At 66.3% G+C, this 24,410-nt stretch carries 26 protein-coding genes; 8 read left to right on the top strand and 18 right to left on the bottom strand.

Going from position 1 to position 24,410, the window contains the following annotated elements; translation table 11 throughout:
- Nucleotides 1-18: 18 nt before the first annotated feature.
- From erpA to ACIPPQ_RS02545, 6 genes are all read right to left on the bottom strand, one after another.
- Nucleotides 19-360 (bottom strand): iron-sulfur cluster insertion protein ErpA, encoded by a 342-nt coding sequence (gene erpA, locus ACIPPQ_RS02570; RefSeq protein WP_446542641.1) that lies wholly within the window; start codon nucleotides 358-360, stop codon nucleotides 19-21.
- 91 nt (nucleotides 361-451) lie between these two features.
- A complete protein-coding gene (locus ACIPPQ_RS02565) occupies nucleotides 452-1,084 on the bottom strand; it encodes a M23 family metallopeptidase (RefSeq protein WP_446542640.1) in 633 nt (210 codons plus the stop codon).
- Nucleotides 1,085-1,270: 186 nt separating this feature from the next.
- Nucleotides 1,271-2,062 (bottom strand): ferritin-like domain-containing protein, encoded by a 792-nt coding sequence (locus ACIPPQ_RS02560; RefSeq protein WP_446542639.1) that lies wholly within the window; start codon nucleotides 2,060-2,062, stop codon nucleotides 1,271-1,273.
- A gap of 1 nt (nucleotide 2,063) precedes the next feature.
- Entirely contained in the window at nucleotides 2,064-2,531 is a 468-nt protein-coding gene (locus ACIPPQ_RS02555; RefSeq protein ID WP_446542638.1) for a peroxiredoxin, read from the bottom strand.
- A gap of 11 nt (nucleotides 2,532-2,542) precedes the next feature.
- Entirely contained in the window at nucleotides 2,543-5,245 is a 2,703-nt protein-coding gene (locus ACIPPQ_RS02550) for a bifunctional [glutamine synthetase] adenylyltransferase/[glutamine synthetase]-adenylyl-L-tyrosine phosphorylase (protein WP_446542637.1), read from the bottom strand.
- 64 nt (nucleotides 5,246-5,309) lie between these two features.
- On the bottom strand, nucleotides 5,310-6,104 hold the full coding sequence (locus tag ACIPPQ_RS02545) for a response regulator (RefSeq protein WP_446542636.1): 795 nt from the start codon (nucleotides 6,102-6,104) through the stop codon (nucleotides 5,310-5,312).
- Nucleotides 6,105-6,314: 210 nt separating this feature from the next.
- Between ACIPPQ_RS02545 and ACIPPQ_RS02540 the strand changes: the two genes are divergently transcribed.
- Nucleotides 6,315-6,485: a NepR family anti-sigma factor gene (locus ACIPPQ_RS02540; protein WP_446542635.1), complete on the top strand. Its 171-nt coding sequence runs from the start codon at nucleotides 6,315-6,317 to the stop codon at nucleotides 6,483-6,485.
- A gap of 1 nt (nucleotide 6,486) precedes the next feature.
- Here ACIPPQ_RS02540 and tgt read toward each other — a convergent pair whose 3' ends face one another.
- The 9 genes from tgt to ACIPPQ_RS02495 all read right to left on the bottom strand — a co-directional run bounded on the left by tgt (nucleotide 6,487) and on the right by ACIPPQ_RS02495 (nucleotide 15,787).
- On the bottom strand, nucleotides 6,487-7,611 hold the full coding sequence (gene tgt, locus ACIPPQ_RS02535) for a tRNA guanosine(34) transglycosylase Tgt (RefSeq protein WP_446542634.1): 1,125 nt from the start codon (nucleotides 7,609-7,611) through the stop codon (nucleotides 6,487-6,489).
- A 47-nt stretch (nucleotides 7,612-7,658) separates the two neighbouring features.
- Nucleotides 7,659-8,147 carry a hemerythrin domain-containing protein gene (locus ACIPPQ_RS02530; protein WP_446542633.1) on the bottom strand — a complete coding sequence of 163 codons (489 nt, stop codon included), beginning with the start codon at nucleotides 8,145-8,147 and terminating at the stop codon, nucleotides 7,659-7,661.
- 61 nt (nucleotides 8,148-8,208) lie between these two features.
- On the bottom strand, nucleotides 8,209-10,353 hold the full coding sequence (locus ACIPPQ_RS02525; RefSeq protein WP_446542632.1) for an EAL domain-containing protein: 2,145 nt from the start codon (nucleotides 10,351-10,353) through the stop codon (nucleotides 8,209-8,211).
- Between the two features lie 124 nt (nucleotides 10,354-10,477).
- On the bottom strand, nucleotides 10,478-11,992 hold the full coding sequence (locus ACIPPQ_RS02520; RefSeq protein ID WP_446542631.1) for an acetyl-CoA hydrolase/transferase family protein: 1,515 nt from the start codon (nucleotides 11,990-11,992) through the stop codon (nucleotides 10,478-10,480).
- Nucleotides 11,993-12,102: 110 nt separating this feature from the next.
- Entirely contained in the window at nucleotides 12,103-13,167 is a 1,065-nt protein-coding gene (queA, locus tag ACIPPQ_RS02515) for a tRNA preQ1(34) S-adenosylmethionine ribosyltransferase-isomerase QueA (RefSeq protein WP_446542630.1), read from the bottom strand.
- A gap of 36 nt (nucleotides 13,168-13,203) precedes the next feature.
- Nucleotides 13,204-14,007 carry a peptidylprolyl isomerase gene (locus ACIPPQ_RS02510; protein ID WP_446542629.1) on the bottom strand — a complete coding sequence of 268 codons (804 nt, stop codon included), beginning with the start codon at nucleotides 14,005-14,007 and terminating at the stop codon, nucleotides 13,204-13,206.
- Between the two features lie 86 nt (nucleotides 14,008-14,093).
- Complete coding sequence (coaD, locus tag ACIPPQ_RS02505) at nucleotides 14,094-14,600, bottom strand: pantetheine-phosphate adenylyltransferase (RefSeq protein WP_446542628.1); 507 nt, start codon at nucleotides 14,598-14,600, stop codon at nucleotides 14,094-14,096.
- A complete protein-coding gene (locus tag ACIPPQ_RS02500; RefSeq protein ID WP_446542627.1) occupies nucleotides 14,600-15,520 on the bottom strand; it encodes a polyprenyl synthetase family protein in 921 nt (306 codons plus the stop codon). Before ACIPPQ_RS02500 ends, coaD begins: the two co-directional genes overlap by 1 nt.
- A 6-nt stretch (nucleotides 15,521-15,526) precedes the next feature.
- Nucleotides 15,527-15,787 carry an exodeoxyribonuclease VII small subunit gene (locus ACIPPQ_RS02495; protein WP_327453560.1) on the bottom strand — a complete coding sequence of 87 codons (261 nt, stop codon included), beginning with the start codon at nucleotides 15,785-15,787 and terminating at the stop codon, nucleotides 15,527-15,529.
- 83 nt (nucleotides 15,788-15,870) lie between these two features.
- On the opposite strand from ACIPPQ_RS02495, the gene ACIPPQ_RS02490 reads away from it, so the two are divergent.
- The 5 genes from ACIPPQ_RS02490 to ACIPPQ_RS02470 all read left to right on the top strand — a co-directional run bounded on the left by ACIPPQ_RS02490 (nucleotide 15,871) and on the right by ACIPPQ_RS02470 (nucleotide 20,590).
- Entirely contained in the window at nucleotides 15,871-16,524 is a 654-nt protein-coding gene (locus tag ACIPPQ_RS02490) for a hypothetical protein (protein WP_446542626.1), read from the top strand.
- A 131-nt stretch (nucleotides 16,525-16,655) separates the two neighbouring features.
- Nucleotides 16,656-16,952: a hypothetical protein gene (locus tag ACIPPQ_RS02485; RefSeq protein WP_446542625.1), complete on the top strand. Its 297-nt coding sequence runs from the start codon at nucleotides 16,656-16,658 to the stop codon at nucleotides 16,950-16,952.
- A gap of 83 nt (nucleotides 16,953-17,035) precedes the next feature.
- Nucleotides 17,036-19,291, top strand: coding sequence for a phosphoribosylformylglycinamidine synthase subunit PurL (gene purL, locus ACIPPQ_RS02480; RefSeq protein ID WP_446542624.1), 2,256 nt, complete (start codon nucleotides 17,036-17,038; stop codon nucleotides 19,289-19,291).
- Nucleotides 19,291-19,845 (top strand): nucleoside 2-deoxyribosyltransferase domain-containing protein, encoded by a 555-nt coding sequence (locus tag ACIPPQ_RS02475; RefSeq protein WP_446542623.1) that lies wholly within the window; start codon nucleotides 19,291-19,293, stop codon nucleotides 19,843-19,845. The genes purL and ACIPPQ_RS02475 overlap by 1 nt, the downstream gene beginning before the upstream one ends.
- Before the next feature lie 7 nt (nucleotides 19,846-19,852).
- On the top strand, nucleotides 19,853-20,590 hold the full coding sequence (locus ACIPPQ_RS02470) for a DUF72 domain-containing protein (protein ID WP_446542622.1): 738 nt from the start codon (nucleotides 19,853-19,855) through the stop codon (nucleotides 20,588-20,590).
- 6 nt (nucleotides 20,591-20,596) lie between these two features.
- Here the strand turns inward: ACIPPQ_RS02470 and ACIPPQ_RS02465 are convergent, their stop codons facing one another.
- Nucleotides 20,597-20,935: a winged helix-turn-helix transcriptional regulator gene (locus ACIPPQ_RS02465; protein WP_446542621.1), complete on the bottom strand. Its 339-nt coding sequence runs from the start codon at nucleotides 20,933-20,935 to the stop codon at nucleotides 20,597-20,599.
- 135 nt (nucleotides 20,936-21,070) lie between these two features.
- Between ACIPPQ_RS02465 and ACIPPQ_RS02460 the strand changes: the two genes are divergently transcribed.
- Nucleotides 21,071-21,718 carry a flavodoxin family protein gene (locus ACIPPQ_RS02460; protein ID WP_446542620.1) on the top strand — a complete coding sequence of 216 codons (648 nt, stop codon included), beginning with the start codon at nucleotides 21,071-21,073 and terminating at the stop codon, nucleotides 21,716-21,718.
- Between the two features lie 51 nt (nucleotides 21,719-21,769).
- Here the strand turns inward: ACIPPQ_RS02460 and ACIPPQ_RS02455 are convergent, their stop codons facing one another.
- Nucleotides 21,770-22,549 carry a Coq4 family protein gene (locus ACIPPQ_RS02455; RefSeq protein ID WP_446542619.1) on the bottom strand — a complete coding sequence of 260 codons (780 nt, stop codon included), beginning with the start codon at nucleotides 22,547-22,549 and terminating at the stop codon, nucleotides 21,770-21,772.
- A 130-nt stretch (nucleotides 22,550-22,679) separates the two neighbouring features.
- Between ACIPPQ_RS02455 and ACIPPQ_RS02450 the strand changes: the two genes are divergently transcribed.
- Complete coding sequence (locus ACIPPQ_RS02450; RefSeq protein WP_446542618.1) at nucleotides 22,680-23,921, top strand: DUF418 domain-containing protein; 1,242 nt, start codon at nucleotides 22,680-22,682, stop codon at nucleotides 23,919-23,921.
- 67 nt (nucleotides 23,922-23,988) lie between these two features.
- Here the strand turns inward: ACIPPQ_RS02450 and ACIPPQ_RS02445 are convergent, their stop codons facing one another.
- Nucleotides 23,989-24,393, bottom strand: a complete 405-nt coding sequence (locus tag ACIPPQ_RS02445; RefSeq protein ID WP_293648964.1) for an Hpt domain-containing protein — start codon at nucleotides 24,391-24,393, stop codon at nucleotides 23,989-23,991.
- Nucleotides 24,394-24,410 lie beyond the last annotated feature (17 nt).

The following is a 24,410-nucleotide window of genomic DNA, read 5'->3' as shown; positions in this document are numbered from 1 at the left end:
ACGCCGCTGTGAAAGGCGTCAGATCGAGAAGCTGGAGCCGCAACCGCAGCCCGAGGCCGCATTGGGATTTTCGACCTTGAACGACGATCCGCCGAGCGAATCGACGAAATCGACGATGCAGCCGCGGACAAGGTCGATGCTCACCGGATCGACGACCAGCTTCACCCCGTCGGTTTCGGTGACAATGTCATCGGCGTCGATGCTTTCGGCGAGGCCGAAGCGATAGGTGAAGCCCGAACAGCCGCCGCCATCGACCGCGAGGCGGAGCGCGGCGTCGGTGTCGCCCTTGCGCGTCGCAATCCAGCGGACGCGCGCCGCGGCGGCGGGCGAGAGGGTGATATCGGAAAGCTGCGTGGCCATGACCGCTAGATAGGCGTCCTGTTCCCAAATAAAAAGGGCGCCTCGACGGTGACCCGCCTGGCGCCCCTCCTCTCCGACCCAGGAAAGCTTTTTATTCGGGACCGCCCATCGCGACATTCTTGCCGGTGATCGCGGCGATCGCCATCTGGTCCGAACGAACGAACGGCATCGGATTGACCGGCGCGCCTTCGATGCGGACTTCATAATGGAGGTGGTTGCCGGTCGAACGGCCGGTCGAACCGACGTAACCGAGGATGTCGCCCTTCTTCACCTGCTGGCCGGGGGCGACGATGTACGAGGACATATGGCCGTAGCGCGTCTGGATCGCGTTGCCATGCTCGACTTCGACATAATTGCCATAGCCGCCGAGGCGCTGGGCGCGGCCGACGATACCGTCGGCGGTTGCGTAAATCGGGGTGCCGCGCGGCGCCGGAATGTCGATGCCATTGTGGCGGGCGACCTTGCCGGTGACCGGGTGGACGCGCATGCCGTACGACGACGACAGCGACATCTGGTCGATCGGGCGGCGCGAGGGGACTGCAACGCCGAGCGAAGCGGTCAGGCCGGTGTCGAGGCGCTTCCACGCCTGAAAGATTGCGCGGGCTTCGCTGTCTTCGCCGGTCGACGGAACGCCAGCGGTGAAGCTGTCGTCATCGGGTTCGTCGGGAACGACAATGCCGGCATCGGCGCTGGTTTCGGCAGCGTGGGCGGCCGGTGTGGCCAATCCGAAACATGCTGCCGCGCAGAGAATCGCGACTTGGTGCAACTTCTGCGCCAGAAGAGTGTTAATCAAAACGACGACCCCGCGTTTGCCATGTCGCCAAAGTCCGGAAAAGGGCCTTGGCGCCGGTGTTTTCTAGGTTTGGATGATTGCTCATCCCCCGCGGAAGCCTGTGTGCTGTTCCAATCCTTATGAAGCAATAACAGCGTAGAATTCTTGCGTTAAACCGGCGTCGTGGCGCGCCGAGTCGTTGAACGGAGGCTTCAGCGAGCCGCGGAAGCGCGATTTTACGAGGCTCTGCCACGTTTCGACGACGTTGAATCCCCTTTCGTCGCACTTCCAGCCGAACCAGGCTGTGCCGGCGCTCACATGCCGGATTTCATCGTTGTAAATCCGCGATAAAATCTTCGCCGACACCGCGTCGCCGGCCGCGCGGAAGCGTTCGACCGTTGACGGCGTGACGTCGAGCCCGCGCGCTTCGAGCACCATCGGCACGATCGCGAGCCGCGCCAGCGCGTCGTCGGCGGTGACCTCGGCCGCTTCCCACAAACCGGCATGCGCGGGCAGTTCGCCGTAAAAGCTGCCGAGCTGGCGAAGGCGCCGGTCGAGCAGCGCGAAATGCATCGCCTCGTCGGCGGCGACCGCGATCCAGTCGTCGACGAAGGCGCGCGGAAATTCGCCGCTGAAACGCCCCACCAGATCGACGGCCAGGTCGATCGCGACAAATTCGATATGCGCGAGCGCGTGGAGCAGCGCGGTCCGGCCGCGCGCCGACCCGCCCTTGCCGCGCTTGGGCATCGCATTCGGCGCGAGCAATTCGGGTGCCGCGGGCCAGGCGGGCCGGTCGGGCATCGCCGTGTCGCAGCGATGGACGAGTTCGCCGCGCCGCCACGCCCGCGCGAAGCCGCGCGCCGCGCGGCGCTTGTCGTGCGGATCGGGCGTCAGCAGGACCGCGCGCGCGGCTTCACCCAACGTCGTCATGTCAAAGCGCTTTTGCAGCCTCCAGCACCGCGTCGGCATGCCCCTTCACGCGCACCTTGCGCCATTCTTTCGCGAGCTTGCCATCGGCGCCGAACAGGAAGGTCGAGCGTTCGATTCCCATATAGGTCCGGCCGTAATTCTGCTTTTCGACCCAGGTGCCGAACGCTTCGCACACCGCGCCATCCTCGTCGGAAGCAAGACGGACGGTCAGCCCATATTTGTCGCGGAACTTGCAGAGTTTCGCGGGTGCATCGCGCGAGACCGCGAGCACCTGCGCGTGCAGATGCGCGAATTCGGGCGCGAGGCGCGTGAAGTCCTGCGCCTCGGTCGTGCAGCCCGGCGTATCGGCCTTGGGATAGAAATAGACGATCAACGGCGCGCCCTTCATCGCGGCGAGGTCGATCGCCGCGCCATCGGCATCGAGAAGTTTGACCGCGGGAATCGCGTCGCCGATCTGGGGGCCGCTCATTGTCCTGTCTCCTACTGAGGGGGTGCGGCGGGCCGAATCGCGGCCCACCAGTTTGCGATCTCCTGCCGCGCCGCGTCATGCGCGGCAAGCAGTTGCGGCCAGCCGGGCTCGCCGCACGCCGCCGCGACGAGCTGCCGCGCCGCGGCGGTCGGCGGCTCGCCTTCGGGCGCGGTGAGCCGCAGCATCACGAGCATCCGCGCGAGCAAGCCGTGCGCGTCGCAGACTTCGGGCGGCGCTAGCCCGGCCGCCTTCAGACACCCGAGCGCCGCGGCGATATTCGGATCGTGGCACTGCCCGCTCGCAAGCTGCGTCACCTGCATCGCGAATTCGAGGTCGACGAGTCCGCCCGGCCCGCCCTTGATGTCGAGCGCGCCCTTCGCGGGCTTGTGCGCGGCGATCTTGCCCCGCATGTCGGCGGCATCGGCCACAAGCTTTACGGAATCGCGCGGGATCGCGAGCAGTTCGGCGATGATGCGCCCGACCTCCGCCTTCGCCGCATCCGAACCATAGACCGGCCGCGCGCGCAGCAGCGCCATATGCTCCCACGTCCACGCCTCTTCGCGCTGGTAGCGTTCGAAGCTGTCGAGCGTGACGACGAGCGGGCCTTGCGCGCCCTGCGGCCGGAGGCGCGTATCGACGTCATAGAGCTTGCCCGCTGCGGTCGGCACCGACATCGCCGCGGTAACGCGCTGCGCAAGGCGGTTGTAATAGGTCGTCGCGCCGAGCGGGCGCGGCCCGTCGGATTCGGCGAGATGGTCGCCGGTGAACAGGTAGATGAGGTCGAGGTCGGACGCGTGCGTCAGCGCCCTGCCCCCGAGCCGCCCGAGCGCGAGCACGACGAGCTCGCTGTCGGGCACACGCCCGTGCGCCGCGACGAATTCGGCGACCGTCGCATCGGCGAGCACCTGCAGCGCGGCTTCGGCGAGTTCGGAATAACCGCACGCGATTGCCAGCGGATCGGTCGCCCCGGCGATCAGCTGCACGCCATAGGCGAAGCGCCGCTCGCCGACGCGGTCGCGCACGCGGTCGAGCAGCCGTTCATAGTCGAGCCCCGCAAGCCCCGGCGCCCATTCGGCGAGCAGCCCGGCCTTGTTCGCGGGCGCCTCGAACGCGCGCTTGTCGATCAGCCCCTCGATCAGTTCGACGCGCGCGCCCAGCGCCTCGGCGAGCGTCGGCGCGAGCGACAGGGTGCGCGTCGCGATTTTGGCGAGTTCGGGCTGCGCGGCGAGCAGGTGGAAGAAATTGATCGCGCTCGGCAGGCCCCCGACGAGCTTGTCGAAGCGCAGTAGCGTCGCCTGCGGATCGGGTGCCGCGCCCAGCGCCTTGACCAGTTCGGGCAGCACCGTTTCGAGCGCGCCCTGCGCCGCCGGACTCCGCAGCGCGCGCAGCTTGCCGCCGCGCCATTCGGCGATCGTGCGCAGCGCCGCATCGGGCGGGTCGAACCCCGCCGCCATCAGTTGCGCTGCCAGCCCCGCCTCGTCGCGCGGCAAGCCCGTCGTCACCGCGCGCTCGGCGACGAGCCGGTCGTAACAGGCGCCGACGTCGGTCACGACCGGCGCCAGCGCGGCGAGCAGCGCCGCACCGTCGGCTTCGCCGTCGAGCCGCGCGACGCAATCGAGCGCCGCCTCGTGCGTCGGCAGGCTGTGCGTCTGCTGGTCCTCGATCATCTGCAGCCGATGCTCGATCCGGCGCAGCACCGCATAATGGTCCGACAGCCGGGCGGCGACCTCGGGCTCGACGCGCCCCGCCGCGGCGAGCGCGGCAAGCGCATCGACCGTTGCTGGAACGCGCAGCGACGGGTCGCGGCCGCCATAGATGAGCTGGTGGACCTGTGCGAAAAACTCGATCTCGCGAATGCCGCCGCGCCCGCGCTTCAAGTCGAATCCGGGGCCGAACGCTTGCCCCTGCGCGAAATGGTCGCGGATCCGGTCGCTCATCGCGCCGATTTCCTTGAGCTGCCGGAAATCGAGGCTGCGGCGCCAGATGAAGGGCTGGATCGCGGCGAGGAAATCCTCGCCCAGCGCGCGATCGCCCGCCGATGCGCGGCTGCGAATGAACGCCGCCTGCTCCCACGCGAGCGCTTCGGATTCATAATAGGAAATCGCCGCGCTTTCGGGGAGGACGATCGGCGTCACTTCGGGATGCGGACGCAGGCGCAGGTCGACGCGCAGCACATGGCCGTCGCCCGTCCGCGCCGACAGGATTTCGGTCATCCGCCTTGCGATCCGCACCGCCGCCTCGCCCGGGTCATCGCGCGAACGGCGCGGCAGCGTTTCGGGGTCGAAAATCAGGATCGGGTCGATGTCGGACGAATAGTTGAGCTCGTAGCTGCCGAGCTTGCCGAGCGCGATCACCGACAGCCCGCGCGGCTCCTCGTCCGGCACGCGTTCGGCAAAAGCCGCCGCGAGGGCGGCGTCGCACGCCCGGTCGGCAAAATCGGACAGGAGCCGCGTCGTCGTCGCCACATCATGTTCGCCCGACAGGTCGCCGAGCGCAAGCAGCAGCGCCATCCGCCCGCGCCACTGGCGGAGCGTGCGCATGATATCGCCGTCCACCGCGGGCGCGGCGACATCGGCGAGCGCCGCATCGGTGCCGTCGGTCAGGAAGCGATCGACGTCGGCCGGATTGAGCTCGGCCAGCCGCGCGAGGAACGGGGCATGTGCGGCAAGCCGGTCGAACGCCGACTGGCGGCGGGAAGCATCCACGAGTGTCATCGCCTCGCCCTATCACCCGCGCCGCGGCGCGTGACAAGGGCGAGAGCCGGGCCGCGCCGCGCTGTCAGGCCGGAATCGTCGATTCGTCGAAGAACAGCACCTGCGAAATCGCCGCGCGCAGCGTCGCGGGCTGGTACGGCTTGGTCAGCAGGAAGGCCGGTTCGGGCCGGTCGCCGGTGAGCAGCCGTTCGGGAAAGGCGGTGATGAAGATGACGGGGACCTGGAGGTCCGCCAGGATTTCCTGCACCGCCTCGATCCCCGAACTGTTGTCGGCGAGCTGGATGTCGGCGAGCACGAGGCCCGGCTGGTGCTTCTGCGCCTCGTCGACCGCCTCGCGGTGCGTCGTCGCGACCCCGACAACATCGTGGCCGAGTTCGCGGACGATCATTTCGATGTCCATCGCGATGATCGGCTCATCCTCGATGATCAGGATGCGCGCGCGCGTCTGGCGGTCGATCTCGTCGGTCGCATCGGCGATCAGCGCGCGCACCGTCTCGGCATCGCGGCCGATGATGCGGCCCGTGTCCTCGAAGCTGAAACCCTCGACCGCGGTCAGCAGCAGCGCCTGCCGCGCGAGCGACGGAATGCGGCGCAACCGCGCGTCGGCGATCGCGATTTCGGTCATCGTGCCGTCGTCCTTCGCTGCCGCCTGTTCGGCGATCAGCCCGAAATTGTCGTGGATCATCCGGTAGAGCTGGACGCGCAAATCGGCGCCGATATCGACCGCGCCCGGGTTCGCCACCAGCGTTTCGAGCAGCCGCGCGACCAGCGCATCGCCGCTCTGCTGGTTTCCGGAAATGGATCGGCCATAACGCCGCAGATAGGGAAGATGCGGCGCAACCGACTGACTCAATGACATATTTTACCTCCTGAAAGCCGCAGAATTCGGGGCGAACGCGTCCGGAAAAGGGACAAATTCGCGCGCCTCCCCGCCCCGCATCCGATATATTTCGACGTTATGGAACGATTTAACCGTAAATTGGTTTCATGGGGAAGGAACAAACGCGCCATTGCGCTTTGGTGTATGCGCGGTTAGCAAAAGGCCCCATGTCCAGCGGATGCTTCTATAATGTCGTCTAAAACCGGTTCGCCACGCGGCGAGACCTCCGGCAAGGACGCCGAGAAAAAACCTTCCGCCAAGGGGCAGGACGTCAACGGCGCCCTGCGCCGCGCCTATGAATCGACCGTCGACGAGACGATTCCCCAATCGCTGCTCGATTTGCTGAGCAAGCTCGACTGATCTAGCGCCGGTAGCGCGCGTCGAAATCGCGCTGGAAAACCGCGAACGTTCCCGCCGCGATCGCATCGCGCATCCCCTGCATCAGATCCTGGTAGAAATGCAGATTATGCTGCGTCATCAGCATCGCGCCGAGCATCTCGCCCGACCGCACGAGATGATGCAGATAGGCGCGCGACCAGGTCGTGCACACCGGGCAGCTGCATGACGGATCGAGCGGCCCGCTATCCTCGGCATGTTTCGCGTTGCGGATATTGACCGGACCGTCCCAGGTGAAGGCCTGCCCATTGCGTCCCGACCGCGTCGGAAGCACGCAGTCGAACATGTCGACCCCGCGCGCGACCGCGCCGACGAGATCGTCGGGTTTGCCGACCCCCATCAGGTAACGCGGCTTGTCGGCGGGGAGTTGGCCCGGCGCGAAATCGAGCACGTCGAACATCGCGTCCTGCCCCTCGCCCACCGCAAGCCCGCCGATCGCATAGCCGTCGAAACCGATGTCGGTGAGCGCCGCCGCCGAGCGCGCGCGCAGTTTCTCGTCGAGCGAGCCCTGCTGGATCCCGAACAGCGCCGACCGCTCGGCATGCTCGCCGCCCGCGTCGAAGCCCGCACGGCTGCGCACGGCCCAGCGCATCGATCGCTCCATGCTCGCTTCGGCGCGCTTGGCATCGACGCCGTTGGGCGGGCATTCGTCGAACGCCATCACGATGTCGCTGCCGAGCAGGCGCTGGATTTCCATCGAGCGTTCGGGGGTCAGCATGTGGCGCGAGCCGTCGAGGTGGCTCTTGAACGCGACGCCCTCTTCGCTCTGCTTGGTCAGCGCCGACAGGCTCATCACCTGGTAACCGCCGCTGTCGGTCAGGATCGGCCGGTCCCAGCCCATGAAATTGTGAAGTCCGCCCAGCCGCGCCATGCGTTCGGCGGTCGGGCGCAGCATCAGATGATAGGTGTTGCCGAGGATGATGTCCGCGCCGGTCGCGCGCACTTCGGCGGGGCGCATCGCCTTCACCGTCGCCGCGGTGCCCACGGGCATGAAGGCGGGGGTGCGGATGTCGCCGCGCTGCATCCGGATCACGCCCGTGCGCGCGGCGCCGTCGGTCGCGGCGACATGAAAAGCGAATCTGTCGGTCATGGCGCGCGCCTATGACGGCGCGCGGGCCAAAAGTCGAGGCCGGCCGGTCACGCCTTCGCGTGTTCGCTCGACGGCTCCTCTTCGGCTGCCTTCGCCTTTTCCTTCGGCTTTTCCTTTTCGAATATCTTGATGAGCTCGCGCTTCTTGGCGTCCGACAGGCCCTTTTCCGCCTGCGGGAACATCTCTTCCTCCTCCTCGTCGATATGGTGGAGATAGCGGTCCTTCATCGTCCGGAAGCGGGTGAGCCAGCCGGTCGAGGAAAAGTCCATCTCGTAAAGCTCGGTCAGGAAATCCTCGATCTCCTTATGCTCGGCGACGCTGTGCTGCGCCTCGTCGCGCAGCTCGGGGTTCGCGAGCATCGTCGCATAGAGCGACATTTCCTCGGACGCCGCGTGCGCGGTCACCTCGACGCGGAAGGTTTCGAACAGATAACGGCGCTCGTCGCTGTCGCCCTGCGTCGCATCGATCCGGTCGAGGAGGTCGCGGTGCCGGTCGTGATCGGCCTTCAGCCGCGCGAAGATCTTGGTCTCGGTCATGTCGGTCTCCGTCCGTTGGCGGTCAAAGACAATACGGTTCAGCGCCAGCAGGGTTCCGGCATCAGGCCGCCCGCCAGTCGGCGGTGGTCGTGAACGACGGCAGCGCGAGCCCGCTCGTCTGCTGCGCGGCCGCGGCGATCAGATAGGGCGAGACGCGGTGCCGCGTGCACAGCCCGCCATTGCCGTCGCTGACCATCGTCTGTTCGAATTCGACCCCCTGCTGATCTCGCATCGACCGTCGGACGGTCGCGGTGACGAGCTGGCCCTCGCCGAAATCGATGACGAAGCGCGTACCGACGGGGACGTCCAGCAGCCCCTCGATAAAGGCGCCCGTGGCCGACAGGTTGCGGATGACGACCCCGTAGCGGTGGTTGTCGTGGATCGCCCCGACCTTGCGGAACAGCGAGAAACGATCGTTGCGCTGGCGCGCCGGTCCCGCGGGCTTGATCGTCCACGACCCGGCCTCGGCATGTTCGAGCAGTTCGGCCTGCGGCACCGCCTTGCTGTAGACATAGCCCTGGACGTGGCTGACGTTGAGCTTGCGCACGAGGTCGAGCTGGTCGAGCGATTCGATGCCTTCAGCGGTCGTCTCCATCTCCAGCGCCTCGGCGAGCGCAACGATCGCGGCGATGATCGCGCCGTTGCGCGACCCGGGAATCGTCGCATCGCGGACGAAGCTCTGGTCGATCTTGATCTTGTCGAACGGCGCCGATTGCAGATAGCCGAGCGACGAATAGCCGGTGCCGAAATCGTCGAGCGCGAGGCGCACGCCAAGCCCCTTCAAGGCCTTGAACATCCGGCTCGTTTCCGTCGAATCGGCGAGGAACACGCTTTCGGTGATTTCGAGCTCGAGCCGGTCGGGCGCCAGCCCCGTCGCCGCGAGCGCGTTCGCGACGATCTTGGGCAAGTCGGGATTCGCAAACTGGATCGGCGAGACGTTGACCGCGACGCGCATCTCGCCCGGCCAGCGCGCGGCATCCTCGCACGCCTTGCGGAGCACCCATTCGCCGAGCGGCCAGATCAGATTGGCTTCCTCGGCGATCGGGATGAACACGGCGGGCGATATCGCGCCGCGCTCGCGGTGGTTCCAGCGGACAAGCGCCTCGACCCCCGTCACCATGTCCGACCGCGAATGGACGACGGGCTGGTAGCCGAGCTCGATCTCGCCGCGCGCGAGTGCGTCGCGCAGATCCTCTTCGAGCACGCGCCGGTCTTCGGCCGCCTGGTGCAGGTCGCTCGAATAAAAGGCGAAGCGGCCGCGGCCATTGCCTTTCGCGGCATAGAGCGCGAGGTCGGCGTTACGCACCAGGTCGTCGCTGCTGAGCCCGTCGAAGGGCGCGATGGCGACCCCGACCGACGCGCCGATGATGCAACGGCTGCCCTCGACCGAATAGGGCTGCGACAGGCTGGCGATAATCTCGGCCGCCATGTCGCCCAATTTGCCCCGATCCTCGATGTCGGGAAGGATGATCTGGAACTCGTCGCCGCCAAGGCGGCTGACCATCTCGCGGTCACCGGCAATCTTGAGCAGGCGTTCGGCGACTTGCTTCAGCAACGCGTCGCCCGCCGGATGGCCGAGCGTGTCGTTGACCTGTTTGAAGCGGTCGAGGTCGAGCAGCATGATCGCGCACGACCGCTGCTGCTGCGCGAATGCGGCAAGCGTCGCCTCGAGCTTCTTGGAAATATGGAATCGATTGGCGAGCCCGGTCAGCGAATCATAGAGCGCGAGGCGCGAGGCGTCCTCGGCCGAGCGGCGCTGCGCGGTGATGTCGGTACCGCTACCGCGATAGCCGGCGAACTTGCCGCCGCCGTCGAATTGCGGACAGCCCGAAATCGCCCACCAGCGATCATCGCCCTCGAACGCGCTGCGCAGCGGCAGTTCGTCGAACCGCGACTGCCGGGTCAGCAGGAAGGGTAGCGTGCGCTGGCGTTCGCCGTGGCTGTCGGCGGGCAGGAACAGGTCGACAAGCGGCGTACCGAGCAATGTCCCGGTCGTGCGCCCCATCAATTGCGCCACCGAATCGGTGATATAGGTGAGCCGCCCGCCGGCGTCGGTCGACCAGAACCACCCTTGGCCGCATTCCTCGTAATTGCGGACGAGCAGGAGCGCATCAGCGGCCGCGAGCACCGACCCCAGCTCGGCCCGCGGCGGCGCGCGGCGCACCCCGATCTTCCCGAAAAATCCGCGTTCGGCGCCGCCCGGCACTCATGGTCCCCTGTCATGGTCCGCGCGAGGCGCCGGATCATCCTGCTGCATTGTCGCGTTGGTCCCCACCAACAGGGGCGATTTGCCTGAAATGCCTTGCGAATCCGTAAATGCCCTGGCGCGTTTACGGGCGCATCGACCCCGTTTCGATGAAGCGCTGGTGCCACGACAACGCCTCGGTCAGCAGCGACGGGGCATGTTTGCCGTAAGAGGACACGAGCGCGCGGGCATAATAATCCTCGAGCATCGGCCGGAAATCGGGATGCGCGCATTTCTCGATGATCAGCGCCGCGCGCTGTTTCGGCGCGAGCCCGCGCAAATCGGCCAGCCCCTGTTCGGTTACCAGCACCTGCACATCCTGCGTGATATGATCGACATGGCTGACCTGCGGCACGATCGCCGAAATCGCCCCGCCCTTCGCGGTCGAGGGCGTCATGAAGATCGACACGAAGGCGTTGCGCGCGAAATCGCCCGACCCGCCGATGCCGTTCTGGATGCGCGAGCCCATGATGTGCGTCGAATTGACGTTGCCATAGATATCGGCCTCGATCAGCCCGTTCATCGCGATACAGCCGAGGCGGCGGACCAGTTCGGGATGATTGCTGATTTCCTGCGGGCGCAGGATCATCCGGTCGCGGTATCGCGCCATGTCGGCGTTCACCCGCAGCGCCGCCTCGGGCGACAGCGAAAAGGCGGTCGCCGACGCCATCCGCAGCTTGCCGGCATCGATCAGGTCGAGCATCCCGTCCTGAATGACTTCGGTATAGGCGGTCATATTCTCGAACCGGCTGTCGACCAGACCCGTGAGCACCGCGTTGGCGATATTGCCGACCCCCGACTGGATCGGCAGCAGCGACGCGGGCATCCGGCCCACCGCCACTTCGTGCGCGAAAAAGTCGAGCAGGTGCCCCGCGATCGCCCGCGCCGCGCCGTCGGGCGGGGTAAAGGGCAGGTTGCGGTCGGGCATGTCGGTCACGACGATCGCGGCGATCTTGTCGAGGTCGCAGCGGAACAGCGGCTCGCCGATCCGATCGTCGGGACGCACGAGCGGGATCGGCACGCGGTCGGGCGGCAGCCGGGTGCCGTAATATATGTCGTGCATCCCCTCGAGCGCCGGATTTTGCCAGCTGTTCACCTCGAGGATGATCCGGTCGGCGCGGTCGATCCACGTCTTGTTGTTGCCCACCGACGAGGACGGGATCAGCCCGCCGTCGGCGGTGATGCCCGCCACCTCGATCACCGCGGTGTCGAGCGGCCCGAGGAACCCCTGCCACGCCATCGGGGCGACCTGGCTCAGGTGCATGTCGAAATAGTTCATCTCGCCGCGGTTGATCTTTTCGCGCGCGATGGGGTCGCTGTTGTACGGCAGGCGAAATTCGATCCCGTCGGCCTTGGCGAGCGCGCCGTCGAGTTCGGGGCCGGTCGAGGCGCCCGTCCACACGCGCACGCGAAACGGGTTGCCCGCCGCATGTTCGGCCTCGATCCGTGCGGCGAGGGCGATCGGCACCGCTTTCGGATAGCCCGAACCGGTAAAGCCGCTCATCCCCACCGTCGTTTCATGGCCGATCAGCGCGGCGGCGGCGTCGGCGCTCATGATCCGGCCGTGCAGTCCGGGCGGGGCGATTCGGCTGTTCGTCATGGTGACGTCCCTTTCATGGCCGGCGGCGTGCCACGCCGCGCGGGTGCCGGCCGACGGGCTCAGCGCTTCGATCATACCACTGCCGACCTGCCCCGGCAGCCTCTTTGCCACTATCGCTTCGGCAGCAACAGGCTCGCGTCGCCATAGCTGTAAAAGCGATAACCTTCCCCGATCGCATGGGCATAGGCCGACTGCATGACATCGAGCCCCATCAAGGCGCTGACCAGCATGAACAGGGTCGAGCGCGGCAGGTGGAAATTGGTCATCAACCCATCGATCGCCTTGAACCGATAGCCCGGCGTGATGAAGATCGCGGTGTCGCCGGCAAAGGGCGCGATCGTGCCGTCATCGCGCGCCGCGCTTTCGAGCAGGCGGAGACTGGTGGTGCCAACCGCGATCACGCGGCCGCCCGCGGCGCGCACCGCATTGAGCCGTGCCGCGGTGTCGGCCTCGATCCGCCCCCATTCGGCGTGCATGACATGGTCTTCGGTATCGTCGGCCTTCACCGGCAGGAAAGTGCCCGCGCCGACGTGCAGCGTCAGCGTTTCGCTCGCGACGCCCGCGGCGGCCAGCGCAGCGAGCAGGCCGGGCGTGAAGTGGAGCGCCGCGGTCGGCGCCGCGACCGCGCCATCCTCGCGCGCGAACATCGTCTGGTAATCGCTGCGGTCGTCCTCGTCGGTCGCACGCTTGCCCGCGATATAGGGCGGCAGCGGCATCGTACCGGCGCGTTCGAGCAGCACCTCGACGGGTTCGTCGCCGGCAAAGGCCAGGATGAAGCTGCCGTCGGCGAGCCGCTCCTCGGCGAGCGCTGCGACCCCGGCGCCGAAGTCGACACTCTCGCCGACGCGCAGCCGCTTGGCGTTGCGCACAAACGCCTGCCAGCGGCGCAGGTCGATCCGCTTGTGCAAGGTCGCGCCGATCCTGGCCCCAGGCGCGCCCTGCGCGCCGTCTTCTTCTCTTGGCGCGCGTCGCCCCTCGAGCTGCGCCGGGATGACGCGCGTGTCGTTGAAGACGAGGCAGTCGCCGGGCCGCAGCCATTTGGGCAGATCGGCAACCCCCGCGTCGACGATCGCGCCGCCATCGACCACGAGCATCCGCGCCGCATCGCGCGGCCGCGCGGGGCGGAGCGCGATGCGCTCGTTGGGCAGTTCGAAATCGAAGGCGTCGACGCGCATGGTGCAGCTCAGATCCCGGCGTGCGCGTCGCCGCGCTTACTGCTTGATCGGGGCGTTGAGCTCGTCGACGGTCACGGCGGGCGCGGGTGCGGGAACCGCTTCGACGAGCGCCGACGCCGGCGGCATCGGCTTGTTGTCGGCGGCGACCGACACCTGGACCATCCGCGACATCACTTCGGGCGGCTCGCCCTTATGGACCGCGTCGACATATTGCATGCCCGACACGACGCGGCCGAACGCCGTGTAACGGCGGTCGAGCGAGAAGCGCGGCTGGAGCATGATGAAGAACTGGCTGTTCGCGCTGTCCTCGCTCTGTGCGCGCGCCATCGACAGGACACCGCGCAGGTGCGGTTGCCCGTTGAATTCGGCCTTGAGGTCGGGAAGCTGCGAACCACCCTGTCCGGTCGCGGACGGATCGCCCGTCTGCGCCATGAAACCGTCGATCACGCGGTGGAACTTGATCCCGTCGTAAAAGCCCGCGCGCGCCAGCTGCTTGATGCGATCGACGTGGTTCGGCGCAATGTTCGGAAAGAGCTGGATCACGACGCGCCCGCCCGTCGAAAGGTCGAGGTTGAGCATATATTCGGGGTTGTTGATATATTGGTCGGGGGTCATCGCGGGCACCGCGGGGACTTCGGCCGCAGGGGTTGCCTCGGCGGCCGCGGGCGCGGGTGCGGTCGGCGTTTCGACCGGAGCGGGCGCGGGCGTTTCGACGGGCGGTGCCGGCTGGCTTTGCTCGGGGTTCGGCCCCGGTGCGGGCGGCGCATCCTGCGCGACGGCCGCGCCTGTGAGACCGAACACCATCGCCGTGAGAATCATGGGGCGGAAGGAAGATTTCATGCTGGATCGGCCTTTGGATAATAAACTGGATTTGCGCCCCGATGGCGCGCCCTAGCCGGAAAAAGCTGAACGCTCAATGATCGGTATCAGCGCTCACCCTGGAGGAGCCCCCGCTCGGAGATACGGCCGACGACGGCATCGCGAACCGATGGCGTCACGAATTTGCGGATGTCGCCGCCAAAGATCGCGATTTCCTTGACCAGCCGCGATGCGATCGGTTGCAATCCGACGTCGGCCATCAGGAACACCGTTTCGATCCGGTCGTTCAATTGCTGGTTCATGCCCGCCATCTGATATTCATATTCGAAGTCGGCGACCGCGCGCAGCCCGCGCACGATGACGCTCGCACCCTCGCGCTCGGCAAAATCCATCAGCAGCGAGTTGAAGCCGACGACGCGGATATCGCCCTCGATCGACGCGACCTCGGCCTCGACCATCGCGATCCGTTCGTCGTCGTCGAACATCGGCGATTTGGTGATGTTGGTCGTCACCCCGATCACCAGCCGGTCGACGAGCTTCGCGCCGCGGCGGATGATATCCATATGCCCGAGCGTGATCGGATCGAACGTCCCCGGATAAACCCCCACCCGCATCAACGGTCCCTTTCCACGACATAGCGCGCGATCGCGCGCAACAGCGCCGCCTCGTCGCCGAAACTCGACAGATGCGCGATCGCCTGTTCGACCAGCGCGGTCGCCTGTTCGCGCGCGCGCTCGATCCCCATCAAGGTGACGAAGGTCGCCTTGCCCGCGGCGTCGTCCTTGTGCAGCGCCTTGCCTGCAAGATGTTCGTCGCCCTCGACGTCCATGATGTCGTCGGCGATCTGGAACGCGAGGCCGATGTCGCGCGCATAGCCGCGCAGCGGCGTGCGCCCCTCGGCCGGGATACGCGCGAGGATCGCGCCCGCCTCGACCGAAAAGGCGATCAGCGCCCCGGTCTTGAGCTGCTGGAGCCGCGTCACCGTCGGCAGGTCGAAATTCGACGTTTCGGCGGCGAGGTCCATCATCTGCCCGCCCGCCATGCCCGCGGGCCCCGCGGCGCGCGCGAGTTCGCAGCACAGCTCGCTGCGCACGAAGGGGTCGGCGCTCGTCACCGGGTCGCACAGCCATTCGAACGCGAGGGCATGGAGCGAATCGCCCGCAAGCACCGCGGTCGCCTCGTTGAAGGCCTTGTGCACCGTCGGCTTGCCGCGGCGCACATCGTCATCGTCCATGCACGGCAAATCGTCGTGGATCAGCGAATAGACGTGCATCGCCTCGACCGCCGCGCCGACGCGCAGGCTGAGCGCGCGATCGACGTGGAACAGGTCGCCCGCCGCGCGCACGAGCAGCGGGCGCAGCCTTTTGCCCCCCGCGATCGCGGCATGGCGCATCGCTTCATACAGCGGTCCGCGCGGGTCGGCGGGGATGGTCAGCAGCTGGTCGAACAGCCGGTCGATCCCCTCGGCCACCTCGGCCTGAGCGTCCAGGAGCAATTGCGTTCCGCGCGAAATATCGCTGTCGACGGACGCCATCGCGGATCAGCTTTCGCCGAAGGGCGTGGTTCCGGCGGGCCGGCCGTCGGCGCCGAGGCTGACCTGCTCGATCCGCGCCTGCGCGGCGGCGAGACGCGCTTCGCAATGGCCGCGCAGCGCATGGCCGCGCTCATAGAGCGTCACCGATTCCTCGAGGCTGACGTCGCCGCTTTCGAGCCGCCGCACGATCGTCTCAAGCTCGCCCATCGCGGCTTCGAACGAGAGCGAGGCGATGTCGGCGGCGGCGGTTTCGGGGGTGTCCGTCATGCGCCTTGCTTTGGCCCCTTCGCCCCCCCGCGGTCAAGTGCGGTCGAGCTTGACGTCATCCCGCGCCGCGATAGGCTCCAATCATGTTCATCGGCCACTTCGCCCCGGCGCTGATCGCGGCGGCCCGCCCGCGGGCCGCGGGGCTCGGAACGCTGTTCGTCGCCGCGCAGCTCGTCGACATCGGCTTTGCCGTCCTGCTGATCCCGGGAATCGAGGCGATGCGGATCGTCCCCGGCATCACCGCGATGAACCCGATGGACCTCCACCACATGCCTTACACGCACAGCCTGCTCGGAACGTTGATATGGGCGAAGATTTTCGGCGTGATCGTCTGGTTTGCGACGAAACGGAAAGAGGCGGCGATCGGCGCCGCGCTGGTGGTCGCCTCGCACTGGTTCATCGACCTCGCCGTCCACATCCCCGACCTCACGCTTTACGGCGCACCGCCAAAGCTCGGACTCGGCCTCTGGAATCACCCCTTGATCGCCATGCCGCTCGAAATCCTGCTGATCGGCGGCGCTTTCCTTTATTATCTGCGCCGCACCGATGCGCCGCAGGGCAACCGGCGGCTGTGGGTGCTCGCGGGCGTGCTCGCCTTCGCGCAGGCGGTCGACTGGTTCGGGCCGAAGGAGCCGGCCTATTCGCTCGCCGTCCCGGCGACGATGCTTTTTGCCTATGCGCTGCTCGCCGGCACCGCGGCGTGGGCGGGCGCAAACCGGCGGCGCGCGGTCCGCTGAACCCATTCGCTTCGGCGCAATCGCGCTTCTGTTTTTTGCAATTGCTGGCAAGCCCACCGCGCGTCATGCTGCACCGCACAAGAAGAGAGGGGCTCGAAGGCAAGTTTTGTTTTTAGACAAGGACTTGCATCATGAAAAATTACATTCTCCCCGCCCTCGGCCTGTTCGCGCTGGCACCGACCGCCGCGCTGGCGCAGGACGACGCCACCAAGCGTTTCGAACATGAAGGCGCGACCTACAGCTACACCGTCACCAAGGTGGGCGACACGCGCGTGATCAGCGGCGTCGAGGAGCGCACCGGCAAGCCGTTCACGCTCCGCGTCGGCCAGCACCGCGTCCGCGGCACCGTCGGCTCGCAGCAGGTCAGCTTCGCGCTTCGCGACGTCGAACCGCTCGTGAAGCCCGCCGCCACGCTCGCCTCGCGCTAAACCGTCTCTCCGACCGCAGACCCCATGATGTTTTCGCATCATGGGGTCTGTTCGTTTCGCGCCTACATCGCTAAAGGCGCGCCATGACTCAGACAGCAGCCGCGCCCGCCTCCGTCATCACCCCCGAGATCGTCGCCGAACACGGCCTGTCTCCGGAAGAATATGATCGCGTCCTGAACGCGCTCGGGCGCGAGCCGAACCTTGTCGAACTCGGCATCTTCTCGGTCATGTGGTCGGAGCATTGCAGCTACAAAAGCTCGCGCCTCCATCTGAAGAAACTGCCCACCGAAGCCCCATGGGTGATCTGCGGCCCCGGCGAGAATGCCGGCGTCATCGACATCGGCGAAGGCCCGGACGGCAAGAAGCTCGCCGCGATCTTCAAGATGGAGAGCCACAACCACCCGTCGTATATCGAACCCTATCAGGGTGCGGCGACCGGTGTCGGCGGCATCCTCCGCGACGTCTTCACCATGGGCGCGCGCCCCGTCGCGAACCTCAACGCGCTGCGTTTCGGCCGCCCCGACCATCCGAAGATGAAGCATCTCATCTCAGGCGTCGTCCACGGCATCGGCGGCTATGGCAATTGCGTCGGCGTCCCCACCGTCGGCGGCGAGGTCAATTTCCACAAGGCCTATGACGGCAACATCCTCGTCAACGCGATGACCGTCGGCGTCGCCGAGCAGGACAAGATTTTCTATTCGGCCGCGTCGGGCGTCGGCAATCCGATCGTCTATGTCGGCTCGAAGACCGGCCGCGACGGCATCCATGGCGCGACGATGGCGTCGGCCGACTTCGGCGAGGATGCCGAGGAAAAGCGCCCGACGGTTCAGGTCGGCGATCCCTTCACCGAGAAGCTGCTGATCGAGGCGTGCCTCGAGCTGATGGCGTCGGACGCGATCGTCGCGATCCAGGACATGGGCGCCGCGGGCCTCACCAGCTCGTCGGTCGAGATGGCGTCCAAGGGCGGCGTCGGCCTCCACCTCAAGATGGACGATGTGCCGCAGCGCGAAACCGGCATGACGGCGTATGAAATGATGCTGTCCGAATCGCAGGAACGCATGCTGATGGTGCTGAAGCCCGGCCGCGAGGATTTCGCCGCCGCGATCTTCCACAAATGGGAACTCGATTTCGCCGTCATCGGCACCGTGACCGACACGGGGCGCATGGTGCTGGAGCACCATGGCGAGATCGTCTGCGACATCCCGCTCGCCCCGCTCGCCGACGATGCGCCGCTCTATGACCGCCCGCACGTCCCGACCCCGAAGCAGGCCGAGCTGACGAACGTCCCCGAAACGAAGGACGTCGCGGCCGACCTCAAGACCTTGATGGGCACCCCCGACATCGCCAGCCGCCGCTGGATCTGGGAACAATATGACAGCCAGGTCGGCGGCGACACGGTGCAGACCGGCGGCGACGCCGCGCTCGTCCGCATCCACGGCACCAACCGCGCGCTCGCGATGTCGACCGACTGCACCCCGCGCTATTGCTACGCCGACCCGGTCGAGGGCGGCAAACAGGCGGTCGCCGAAACCTGGCGCAACATCAGCGCCGTCGGCGCGACGCCGCTTGCGATCACCAACTGCCTCAATTTCGCCAACCCGCAGCGCCCCGAGATCATGGGCCAGATCACCGGCTGTCTCGACGGCATGGCGCAGGCGTGCCGCGCGCTCGACTATCCGATCGTCTCGGGCAACGTCAGCCTCTATAACGAGAGCAAGGCGACCGGCGGCGGCAGCGCGATCCTGCCGACCCCCGCTATCGGCGGCGTCGGCGTGATCGAGGATTGGAACAAGGCGGTCGGCATCGGCTTCAAGCGCACCGGCGACATCGTGCTCGCGGTCGGCGAACGCGCCGGCCACCTCGGCCAGTCGGTGTGGCTGCGCGAAATTCTGGGCCGCGAGGAAGGCCCGCCGCCGCCCGTCGACCTCCGCGCCGAAAAGCGCACCGGCGATTTCATCCGCGGGGCGATCAACGCCGGCTGGATTACGGCGTGCCACGACGTGTCGGACGGCGGCATGGCGGTGACGCTCGCCGAAATGGCGCTGAAGTCGAACATCGGCGTCCTCGTCAGCGAAGAACAGCCCTTCGGCGTCGCCGAGAGCTTCTTCGGCGAGGATCAGGGGCTTTACCTCGTGACGGTGTGCGACACCTGCCTCGCCGACTTCCTCGACGCCGCCGGCCGCGCCGACGTGCCGGTCGATCCGGTCGGCCGCACGATCAAGGACCGCATCGTCTTCGAACTGGAGGGCAGCGACCATCAGGTGACGCTCGCCGAACTGCGCGAGGCGCATGAAGGCTTCTTCCCGAACCTGATGGGCGCCGACGCGGCGCTCGCCTGATGCGGCGCGCGCTCGTCGCACTCGCGCTGCTGACGACCGCCCTGCCCGCTCAGGCCGCGCCCCGCACGGTCACATCGCCGCAGCAACTGCCCGCCGATCACGCGCGGCCGCGCATCTTTCTGGGCGGCAGCATCGACATGGGTCGCGCCGTCGACTGGCAGGCCGAGCTGGTGAAATCGCTCGGCGACCTCGACGTCGTCTTTCTCAATCCGCGGCGCCCCGATTGGAACGCCGCATGGAAACCCGTCGCGGAAGAGCCCGAATTTCGCCGCCAGGTCGAATGGGAACTGGGCGCGCTCGAATCGGCCGACATCATCGTCATGTATTTCGCCCCGGGATCGCAAAGCCCGGTCAGCCTGCTCGAGATGGGCCTCCATGCGCGCGGCGGAAAATTGATCCTGCTGTGCCCCGAGGGCTTTTGGCGCAAGGGCAATGTCGATATCACCGCCGAACGCTATGGCGTCGAACAGGTCGCGACGATGGACGAACTCGCCGCGGCCGTGCGGCGACGGGCGGCGAACTGGACGCCGCCGGAGACGCCGGTCAGGGAGTGACGAGCCGATGAGCATCCATATCGGAATCGGGGGCTGGACCTTCGAACCGTGGCGCGGAACCTTTTACCCGCCCAAACATCCGCAAAAACGCGAACTCGAATATGCCGGCCAGCACCTCACCGGGATCGAGATCAACGGCACCTATTATGGCAGCCAGAAGCCCGAAAGCTTTGCGAACTGGGCTGCTTCGGTCCCCGACGGCTTCCGGTTCAGCGTCAAGGCGTCACGCTTCACCACGAACCGCAAGATATTGGCCGAGGGTGCGGCGTCGATCGAGAAATTCCTGACGCAGGGGCTGACGCGGCTCGGCGACCGGCTCGGCCCGATCCACTGGCAGTTCATGGCGACGAAGAAGTTCGACCGCGACGATTTCGCGGGCTTCCTCAACCTGCTTCCCGACACACAGGACGGACTGAAGCTGCGCCACGCGATCGAGGTGCGTCACGAAAGCTTCCGCGACCCGGCCTTCATCGACATGCTGCGCGAGCGGAACATGGCGGTCGTGTTCGCCGACAGCGACGAATTTCCGTGCATCGACGAACAGACCGCCGACTTCACCTATGCGAGGCTCCAGCGCAGCCAGGAGGATGTCGAAACCGGCTATGACGCCAAGGCGCTCGATCATTGGGCCAAGCGCGCCCAAGATTGGGCGAAAGGCGACCGCGACGTCTATATCTTCTTCATCTCGGGCGCGAAGGTCCGCAACCCCGCGGCGGCACAGGCGCTGATCGCCAGGCTCGCCTGACCGGCGTTACCGATCGCCGATGACCGGGGGTTGCAGATTGCTTTTCCCCCACTCGCACAGCGGCGTCAGCGCTTCGTTGAGCGACGCCCCCAGCGGCGTAACCGAATAATCGACGCGCGGCGGGACCTGATGGAACATCTCGCGGTGGACAAGGCCGTCGGCTTCCATCTCGCGCAATTGCTGGATCAGCATCTTTTCGCTGATTCCGGCAATGCGGCGCTTGAGTGCGCCGAAGCGTACGGGCGTATCGTGAAGCTCCCAGAGAATCAGCGCCTTCCACTTGCCGCCGATGATCCCGAACACCGGCCCAAGGCCGTCATTATAGGGCTGGTTGCGTATCGTCATGCGCGCCAATTCTTACCTTATGGTGGGTATATGACAAAATAGTGGGTAGTTGATCAATTGAAAGTATAGCGTCACCCCTTTTCGTCAACAAGGTGCGGCAACCGTGCCGCGCCCCACGCGAAAGGATCGGTCGATATGCCCGAAAAACTGCTCATTCTTGTCGGGAGCCCACGCCGCAACGGCAACAGCGCGACGCTTGCCGAAGCCGTTCGGCGCGGCGCCGAGGCGGCAGGCAGCGATGTCGCCCTGCAATTTCTGGACGACCATATTTCTGGGTTCCTGCGCGATTGCCGTACATGCCGCCGCGCCGACGGCGAATGCGCGATCGACGACCCCTATCGCGCCCTCTTCTTCGACGAGTTCCTGCCTGCGCGCGGGGTGATTTTCTGCTCGCCCATCTATTGGTATGGCGTGTCAGCCCAGATCAAGGCGTTCTTCGACCGCAGCTTCTGCTATTATGCGGCCTCCTATCCGGGATCGAAAGACGCACTCGCCGCGATGGCGCGCAAGCGGCTCGGGCTGGTGCTGGCGTCGGAGGAGACCTATCCCGGTGTGGCGCTCGGCATCGTCCACCAGATTCAGGAATTTTCCCGCTACACGGGATCGGACCTTGTCGGCGTGGTGCGCGGCGCCGGCAACAGCCGCGGCGAAGTGCGTCACGATCCGACGAACCCGGTCGCGGACGCCGAACGTCTGGGCCGGGAGATATTTTCCCGGTCCTATTCGGACTATCGGCTGGAAACCCCGCGCAGTCCGCGTGTCTGGCTGGAAAGCGCAAGCTGAGCGCCGGGTAGCCCGGCGCCGGTGGGTCCCCGGCTTTCGCCGGGGACCAGTTCAGGCCATCGCGGCCTTTGCCGCGAGGAAATTATACGGATCGATCCCGCGGTTGCGGTACGCGCGGTGCGCTTCCTGATACAGCGTCGGCTCGCCGATGCCGAGGCGCGCGCGCGCGGCTTCGAGCGGTTCGGCGAGCAGCGAGCGGATGTCCTGCTCGATGATCGCCTTTGCCGCCTTGCCGTGGCGCTGGCCCTGACGGATCGCGCCCATCACCGGCGCGTCGCTCTTGATGCTGCGCTTCACTTCGTAACCGCCGGCATAAGCGATGAAGAAATTGCCGTAATTGCCCGTCTGGCCATAGGTGAAGCCGAGCACGCACTGTTCGCCGAGCGCGTCGCGGCCATAGCCGGTCAGGATGTGGAACAGGTCGTGCGTGTCGCGCAGGCGGTTCGAATACCATTGCACCTGATCGTCATATTGCGCGCGGCCCATCTTGTCGCTTTCGGCGACGAGGCCCGCGGCCGACAGGCCCTCGCGGCGCATGAAGGTCACATAGGCATGGCCGACGCTGCCCTCGGGCAGTTCGTCGATCCACGCATGGTCGTCGAGCAGGTCGGGCAGATAGGGTTCGCGTTCCATCAGCTTCTGGCCGAAATCGCTTGTCACGAAGGCCCGCGCGTCGTCCATGAAGCCCTTGCGCGGCAGGTTTTCAAAGATGTGGAACACCTGTTCGGTGTCTTCCTTGTCCTTGATGAGCTTGCGGAAGTGCGCGAACGCCTTGAACGGGCGGAACTTCTGCGGCTGGCGGTCGGGATGGGAGAAGATGGTGGGGGTCATAGGTCGTTCCCGTTCGAATCATCTGATGCTGGTGAAATAGCATTACTGACATAGATGTCAATAGCAGGTTAAAGCGCTGGACGGATCGCCGCCGCAGCCGTTATAGGCGGATAATACAGTGGAGGGCGATATGCGCGAAGATCGACAAGTTGCGGGCGAACGCCTCGTCACCCTCGACGCGCTGCGCGGCTTCGCCGTGATGGGCATTTTGGCGATGAACATCGTCGCCTTTGCGATGCCCGAAATGGCCTATGTCTCGCCGCGCGCCTATGGCGGCGAAACGCCGTCCGACATCGCCGCCTGGGCGCTCGGCTTCCTGCTGTTCGACGGCAAGATGCGCGGGCTTTTCTCGATCCTGTTCGGGGCGAGCATGCTCTTGATCATCGACCGCGCGGAAGCGAGCGGCCAGAACCCGGGGTCGGTGCATTATCGCCGCATGGCGTGGCTCGCAGTCTTCGGCCTCTGCCACTATTTCTTCATCTGGTGGGGCGACATATTGTTCCTCTATGCGGCGGTCGGCTGCATCGCCTTCCGCTTTCGCGCGTGGGAGGCACGCCGGCTGATCAAATGGGCGCTCGGCCTTTTCACCATCGGCGTCGTGCTGACCTCGTTATTCTTCGGTGCGCAGCTTGCGATCGCCAGCGCCGCCGACGACCCCGCCTCGCCGATGGCCGAAGCCGGGCGCGAGGTCCGCGCCGAATATGCCAAGATCGACGGTGAAGTGACCGAGGAGCTCGCACTCCATCGCGGTCCCTACCTGCCGATCCTGGACTCGCGGCTCGATACTGCGATCAATCCGTTCATCGGCGTGCTGATGACGATACTCGAAACGCTGCCGCTGATGATGCTGGGCATGGCGCTGTTCCGCAACGGCTTCCTGACCGGCGCATGGGCCGCCGCCGATTACCGGCGGACGGTACGACGCTGGCTGCCGCCCGGCGTGGTGCTGACATTGCTGGTCGGCTGGCTCCAGTGGCGATCGGGCTTCGACTATCTCGTCGGCGTCAACGCGTTCATGGCGTGGGCGGGGCCGGGGCGGCTGATGATGACGATCGCCTATGCCGCGCTGCTCGTGCTGCTGATCCAGCGCGTGGGCGCCAGTGCGGGGATCGCGCGCGTTGCCGCCGCGGGGCGTGCCGCCTTCTCCAACTATCTCGGCACCAGCATCGTGATGACGACGATCTTCTATGGTTACGGGATCGGGCTGTTCGGCGATGTCGGCCGCTGGACGCTCTACCTGTTCTGCATCGGCATGTGGGCCGTCATGCTGCTGTGGTCGAAGCCGTGGCTCGATCACTTTCGTTACGGCCCGCTCGAATGGCTATGGCGCAGCCTTGCGCGCGGAACGCTCCAGCCGATGCGGAAAGGGTAATGTCATTTCCGACTGACGTCGGAAACGGCACCGGCCCGCTCCGATTCATCGAAGCCGCCAATAATATTCAGTAACCGACTGCGCGGCCGAAACCTGCGGGACGGCGCTGGACAAGCGGGTTCGCTTCGCGCTCGAGCGCGCCGAGCGTCTCTTCGAACAGCCGGCGCAGTTCGACGACGCGCGGCAGATATTCTTCGGGGCTCGTCTGGCTTTCGACGCAGCGCCGCGCAAACATTTCGATATCTTCGGACAGCGCACCGAGCTTTTCGCCGCCGAACTGGCGCGCTTCGCTTTTCAGCGTGTGCGCGGGCATCACGAGGCCGCGCGCATCGCGGGCGCGCATCGCCTCTTCGATCGCGGCGACCGATTTGGTGCCGTCTTCGCGAAAATAGCCGAGAATCCGCACAAACGCGGCGCCCAACTGGGTGCGCGTCGCGCGAAACTCATCCCAATCGACCAGGATTTCGTCCAATGCTTTCGTCCCTTGGT

Source organism: Sphingopyxis sp. LARHCG72, assembly GCF_052871675.1.
Note: the sequence above shows the minus strand (reverse complement) of the source record. Positions and strands in the feature narration are given on the sequence as shown.

Excerpts from the sequence above, each read along its gene's own strand:
- erpA (WP_446542641.1), bottom strand. The coding sequence starts at position 360 with ATGGCCACGCAGCTTTCCGATATCACCCTCTCGCCCGCCGCCGCGGCG.
- ACIPPQ_RS02560 (WP_446542639.1), bottom strand. The coding sequence starts at position 2,062 with ATGACGACGTTGGGTGAAGCCGCGCGCGCGGTCCTGCTGACGCCCGAT.
- ACIPPQ_RS02555 (WP_446542638.1), bottom strand. The coding sequence starts at position 2,531 with ATGAGCGGCCCCCAGATCGGCGACGCGATTCCCGCGGTCAAACTTCTC.
- ACIPPQ_RS02550 (WP_446542637.1), bottom strand. The coding sequence starts at position 5,245 with ATGACACTCGTGGATGCTTCCCGCCGCCAGTCGGCGTTCGACCGGCTT.
- ACIPPQ_RS02545 (WP_446542636.1), bottom strand. The coding sequence starts at position 6,104 with ATGTCATTGAGTCAGTCGGTTGCGCCGCATCTTCCCTATCTGCGGCGT.
- ACIPPQ_RS02540 (WP_446542635.1), top strand. The coding sequence starts at position 6,315 with ATGTCGTCTAAAACCGGTTCGCCACGCGGCGAGACCTCCGGCAAGGAC.
- tgt (WP_446542634.1), bottom strand. The coding sequence starts at position 7,611 with ATGACCGACAGATTCGCTTTTCATGTCGCCGCGACCGACGGCGCCGCG.
- ACIPPQ_RS02530 (WP_446542633.1), bottom strand. The coding sequence starts at position 8,147 with ATGACCGAGACCAAGATCTTCGCGCGGCTGAAGGCCGATCACGACCGG.
- ACIPPQ_RS02520 (WP_446542631.1), bottom strand. The coding sequence starts at position 11,992 with ATGACGAACAGCCGAATCGCCCCGCCCGGACTGCACGGCCGGATCATG.
- queA (WP_446542630.1), bottom strand. The coding sequence starts at position 13,167 with ATGCGCGTCGACGCCTTCGATTTCGAACTGCCCAACGAGCGCATCGCG.
- ACIPPQ_RS02510 (WP_446542629.1), bottom strand. The coding sequence starts at position 14,007 with ATGAAATCTTCCTTCCGCCCCATGATTCTCACGGCGATGGTGTTCGGT.
- coaD (WP_446542628.1), bottom strand. The coding sequence starts at position 14,600 with ATGCGGGTGGGGGTTTATCCGGGGACGTTCGATCCGATCACGCTCGGG.
- ACIPPQ_RS02500 (WP_446542627.1), bottom strand. The coding sequence starts at position 15,520 with ATGGCGTCCGTCGACAGCGATATTTCGCGCGGAACGCAATTGCTCCTG.
- ACIPPQ_RS02495 (WP_327453560.1), bottom strand. The coding sequence starts at position 15,787 with ATGACGGACACCCCCGAAACCGCCGCCGCCGACATCGCCTCGCTCTCG.
- ACIPPQ_RS02490 (WP_446542626.1), top strand. The coding sequence starts at position 15,871 with ATGTTCATCGGCCACTTCGCCCCGGCGCTGATCGCGGCGGCCCGCCCG.
- ACIPPQ_RS02485 (WP_446542625.1), top strand. The coding sequence starts at position 16,656 with ATGAAAAATTACATTCTCCCCGCCCTCGGCCTGTTCGCGCTGGCACCG.
- purL (WP_446542624.1), top strand. The coding sequence starts at position 17,036 with ATGACTCAGACAGCAGCCGCGCCCGCCTCCGTCATCACCCCCGAGATC.
- ACIPPQ_RS02475 (WP_446542623.1), top strand. The coding sequence starts at position 19,291 with ATGCGGCGCGCGCTCGTCGCACTCGCGCTGCTGACGACCGCCCTGCCC.
- ACIPPQ_RS02470 (WP_446542622.1), top strand. The coding sequence starts at position 19,853 with ATGAGCATCCATATCGGAATCGGGGGCTGGACCTTCGAACCGTGGCGC.
- ACIPPQ_RS02465 (WP_446542621.1), bottom strand. The coding sequence starts at position 20,935 with ATGACGATACGCAACCAGCCCTATAATGACGGCCTTGGGCCGGTGTTC.
- ACIPPQ_RS02460 (WP_446542620.1), top strand. The coding sequence starts at position 21,071 with ATGCCCGAAAAACTGCTCATTCTTGTCGGGAGCCCACGCCGCAACGGC.
- ACIPPQ_RS02455 (WP_446542619.1), bottom strand. The coding sequence starts at position 22,549 with ATGACCCCCACCATCTTCTCCCATCCCGACCGCCAGCCGCAGAAGTTC.
- ACIPPQ_RS02450 (WP_446542618.1), top strand. The coding sequence starts at position 22,680 with ATGCGCGAAGATCGACAAGTTGCGGGCGAACGCCTCGTCACCCTCGAC.